This is a genomic window from Sulfolobus sp. B1 (assembly GCF_007050195.1).
Classification (GTDB): Archaea; Thermoproteota; Thermoprotei_A; order Sulfolobales; family Sulfolobaceae; genus Saccharolobus.
The window spans coordinates 1-4,141 of the sequence record NZ_QIMI01000135.1 but is presented as its reverse complement, the minus strand read 5'-3'; the positions used below and the strand labels follow the sequence as shown (position 1 = coordinate 4,141).

Sequence of the window (4,141 nt, the reverse complement as noted above, 5' to 3'; positions counted from 1 at the left end):
CTGAAGAACCAGAAATTGCAATAAGCGAGAGTATAAAGTAAAAGAATGATAGAATTACTGAGGAGATCACTATGACGAATTTAGTACCTGACCTCAATATAAGCCTTGAAGCAAACAGAGCCCCAACCATTTGACTTAATGAAACTGGCAACATAGTAATTCCTGTACTCAAAATATCTAAATTAAAGCCAACAGGATTTGGCAATTCAAGCAAATAAGTTATAGCTTGATATGCCATGAATATTCCGAAACCTGCTACAAAAGCAGCAATATTAGACGCTAACACGTTTTTCTCTTTCAGAAGCTTTATTGATATTAAAGGATATGGTATTCTTAATTCATAAAATATGAAGGTAGTGAATAGCACAACACCTAATAACATAGTTATTAGAAAAGACGTTGACAGCCATCCCCAAGTTGGGGCCTCTGAAAAGGCTGTAGTCATTAAGGCTAAAGACGATCCCAATATACCAGCCCCTATGTAATCAATCTTAGTATTAGGATTAACGTACCTACTCTCCTTAATGTACTTAGAGGTTAAGTAAGTCAACAATATAACAAAGGGTATAACGAAGTGATAATTATACTGCCAACCTATATCTTGTGCAACTGTCGCAGCTATAGGCAAACTAATCGCTGACCCTATCCCAAACATAGCACTAACTAATCCTTGAGCTCTAGGTACTAAGTGAGGTGGAAATTCCTCCCTTATTAGGCTAAAGGCTAATGGAAACATCCCCAAACCTATGCCTTGAATAGTTCTAAAAATTATGAACAGAGTGAAGTTAGGGGCAAAGCCATTAAGTGTTACGGCAATAGTGTATATCATCATAACGTAAACTAGAATCCTCTTTTTACCATAAATGTCACCCAATTTACCCACAATCGGGTTTGCGACTACACCACTTATTAAGTAAGCTGTTAAAACCCAACTTACGGTAGCGGAGTTTACGTTAAAATCATTTGCAATCGTTGGCAAAGAGGGTATTAACATAGCCTCCGTGTACATTACTGCAATAGCTATTGGAGCTAAGATGAGCAACGCTCTGTAAGCGTAATTTAGGTCGTACTCTTCATCAGGCATTAAGATATATCTATTTTAACTTTATTTAAAGTTAACTAACAAACTTCTCTCCTTTTCAAGTATTGTTTTAGGACTTCTGAACTCCTCCTCATTTAAGGTAAGTTTTCCATTTGTGAAAAACTGATAGTGTAACCAGAACACAAACCCCTCAATCGAAAGTATTCCAAGTGACGCCCTTACCCCATTCATTTCCTCTTCGTTATTTTTCTCGCTAAGGTTAAAATACTCTCTAACTGAGTTGGATGCGGTTGTGAAAGCCTAGCTAGGTCATAAGTAGTTAATCTTTCACCCGTGACTAAGGCCAGCTCTCCTATAAGCAAATCAGCGTCTTCACCTACAATTTGTGCACCTAAAATCCTCTGACTTCCCTGCTCTACAACGATATCCATCCAACCTTCTGCAAAGCCATCTATCTGTGCCCTAGAGTCCTTTGACAAGTCGAAACGTCTTACCTCGACTTGAAATCCAGCCCTTATTGCGTCTTCCTTCCACATACCAGCCCACGCCACTTGTGGGTCACTATATACTGCATAAGGTACTGCGTTATAGTCAATTTTAACGACTGGTCTTCCGCCCTCTATAATGTTTTGCGCTGCTATCCATCCCTCTAGTACTGCAACGTGAAATAGCATATGCCTACCATTCACATCACCCGGGGCGTAAATATTATCTATCTTAGAAGCCATACTGTAATCGACATCTATCTCTCCTTTCTTACCTAAAGGTACTATTCCCTCCACTGGGCTTGTCTCCGGAACTCTACCAGTTGCCACTAAAACTTCGTCAAAGTATTTCTCACCTTTCTCGCTTAAAACCTTCTTCTTCCCAGAGTCAGCTTTAACCCCCTTACACCTCTCCTTGACTATCTCAACACCAAGTTCTCTAAGCCTATTTTCTAACACTTGTTGAACTTCTTGAGAGACTACTTTTAGTATTCTCTGGGCGTACAAGGTAACTTTCACACCAAACTTAGCAAGGATCCCAGCCATCTCAACACCTATATAACCCCCGCCTATAATAGCTAGAGTCTCTGGTAACTTTCTGAACTTAGTCCCTGGCATTAATAATTCATGTGTTGTAATACCATCCTCAAAACCCGGGGGAACATTAGGTTTTGCACCAGTTGCAACTACTATGTATTTACTAGTGTAGACCTTATCCCCAACTTTAACCTTGTTAGTGTCTATTAACCTACCCTCAGCTTTCATAAAGGTCACATTTTCATGCTCCTTTAACTCATCATCGTGTTGTCCAAACCTTAACTCTTGAACCGTGTCTTTCCATTCCATAACCTTCTCAAAATCTACTTCTACTTTAAGAAATGGTAGCCTCTTTTTCACGTCTATGAAATGTGAGGCATACCACAGTGTTTTAGATGGGATACATCCTTCATAGAGGCAATTCCCACCTAGAACTCCTTTAGGCTCAAGTAATAATACTTTCATGTTAGCCTTAGACAGCTCAAAGGCTGCAGTGTACCCGGCACCTCCTCCACCTAGAATAATTACGTCAAATTCTGCCATAGTATTAAAAAAACTTTCAAAAATAAAAACGTTACCAACACTCTTTAAATATTCCATGTCTGTTAGAATAGCTTATTAGAAGTATATTATTCAAAGTTTATTACATAGGCCAGCAATCACGGAACTCAAAAATTTGACTTTCCTAGTTTACCCGAAATAAACGTTAGCTAGAACGAAATTGTTGTTCACACTTGTGCTTCTCTCATAAAGATATATTAGCTTCCTTGAAGTTTTTCTCGTCTTCGATAAGAATACTAATTCCTTTCCAGTCTATCATTTCAATTTCTTGGCGTTTTGAAATTAAACCCTTTTACCCCATAATTTTTAGCTTCATAACGCCACTGTATACATACTCAGTATTTTTGATAAACTTTTAGTAACCAGTCGAGTTTGGAGTTAAGAACAAAAGATTGCCATAATATGTCTGAATTACTACTGGAGAAGGAGAGGCTTCGTAAAAGGTTAAGGTGCTTGCGTAACCTATGGGGAGCTGTAATGGATAATTTACAAGCTTTCCATTTATATATGAGATCAATTGCCATTGGCTACCAGTGTAATTGTAAATTCCAGCTATTTCCAGATAATTGAGCTGACCTAATACAATTTGAGAATCCATAGTGAACGTTATTTCTGCCAGATATGTATTACCTTCTTGAGGGAATACATAATAAGATACCTGAATTTTCCCCGTCTCAAGATCCGTCGTCTCAATATTTTTATAATACAACCCGTTTTCTCCCATTAACTGATATTCATTACCTAACTGTTGAACGTCAAAATAAGTATATAAAAAAGGTATGAAAACTGTTAGGAATACTAAAATAATAATTATTGTAGCTACTACATTTGATAAACCCTTATTAAGCATTTTTACCCCACCAGAGCATAACCATACTGAGGTAAATAGGCAAAGTAAAACTGTCCATTGTAGTAGATTTCTACCACTAGCTCTTTCGGAGACTCTTGATGATTACTAATTTCGTATATTATCTCACCGTTCTGTGAGCTATAAGGGGTTATCTTTACTTGCGAATAATAACCTGAGGTATAGTTGTACACATTAAGTAATTCAACCTCTCCACCTAAACTTGAAGGATATTTTAAGCAAATTAAAGGAGGAGAATAAGTAACATTTATAACTGGACCTATAACCTTTTCTTGTTGTTGAACAGTAGGACTAACCGACGTAGCATTATTTAAAATATACAAAGTTAAAGGGAGGATAAAGGATAGTATTACTATTAGCGTAATTAAAAAGGCTATGATGTCACTTAACGCCCTCGAGCTTTTAGAAGATCGCTCCATACCCTTCTTATCACATAAACTCATAATCCTTATAGATATTATTACCTCCTTCTATATAAAGTTTGTAGTATCTAGTAATTTGAGAGCCGAATTCCCCCTATTAGAGGGTTACCCTCGTATATTTACAATTACATCTCTTGTATGTCGAGAAGCTCCGAGAACCATAAAGATTCATAAAACATCTTTATCATTCTCATAACCACAATTAACACAACGAAAACATTTATAA

General features: G+C 37.2%; 5 protein-coding genes. All 5 read right to left on the bottom strand.

Annotation, left to right across the window (positions count from 1 at the left end):
- On the bottom strand, nt 1-1,084 hold a 1,084-nt coding region (locus tag DMP16_RS08250; RefSeq protein WP_143577081.1), incomplete at its 3' end, for an MFS transporter.
- 21 nt (nt 1,085-1,105) lie between these two features.
- The gene (locus DMP16_RS11055; RefSeq protein WP_156770081.1) at nt 1,106-1,273 is read right to left on the bottom strand and encodes a hypothetical protein; all 168 of its coding nucleotides are present in this window, start codon (nt 1,271-1,273) and stop codon (nt 1,106-1,108) included.
- Nucleotides 1,270-2,607 (bottom strand): dihydrolipoyl dehydrogenase, encoded by a 1,338-nt coding sequence (locus DMP16_RS08245; RefSeq protein ID WP_185957844.1) that lies wholly within the window; start codon nt 2,605-2,607, stop codon nt 1,270-1,272. Before DMP16_RS08245 ends, DMP16_RS11055 begins: the two co-directional genes overlap by 4 nt.
- A gap of 373 nt (nt 2,608-2,980) precedes the next feature.
- Nucleotides 2,981-3,475 carry a hypothetical protein gene (locus DMP16_RS08240; protein ID WP_069284152.1) on the bottom strand — a complete coding sequence of 165 codons (495 nt, stop codon included), beginning with the start codon at nt 3,473-3,475 and terminating at the stop codon, nt 2,981-2,983.
- A gap of 2 nt (nt 3,476-3,477) precedes the next feature.
- A complete protein-coding gene (locus DMP16_RS08235; RefSeq protein WP_069284151.1) occupies nt 3,478-3,936 on the bottom strand; it encodes a hypothetical protein in 459 nt (152 codons plus the stop codon).
- Nucleotides 3,937-4,141 lie beyond the last annotated feature (205 nt).

Bases quoted from the DNA above. Each gene is read 5' to 3' on its own strand.
- DMP16_RS08245 (WP_185957844.1), bottom strand. From the start codon at position 2,607: ATGGCAGAATTTGACGTAATTATTCTAGGTGGAGGAGGTGCCGGGTAC.
- DMP16_RS11055 (WP_156770081.1), bottom strand. From the start codon at position 1,273: ATGAATGGGGTAAGGGCGTCACTTGGAATACTTTCGATTGAGGGGTTT.
- DMP16_RS08235 (WP_069284151.1), bottom strand. From the start codon at position 3,936: ATGAGTTTATGTGATAAGAAGGGTATGGAGCGATCTTCTAAAAGCTCG.
- DMP16_RS08240 (WP_069284152.1), bottom strand. From the start codon at position 3,475: ATGCTTAATAAGGGTTTATCAAATGTAGTAGCTACAATAATTATTATT.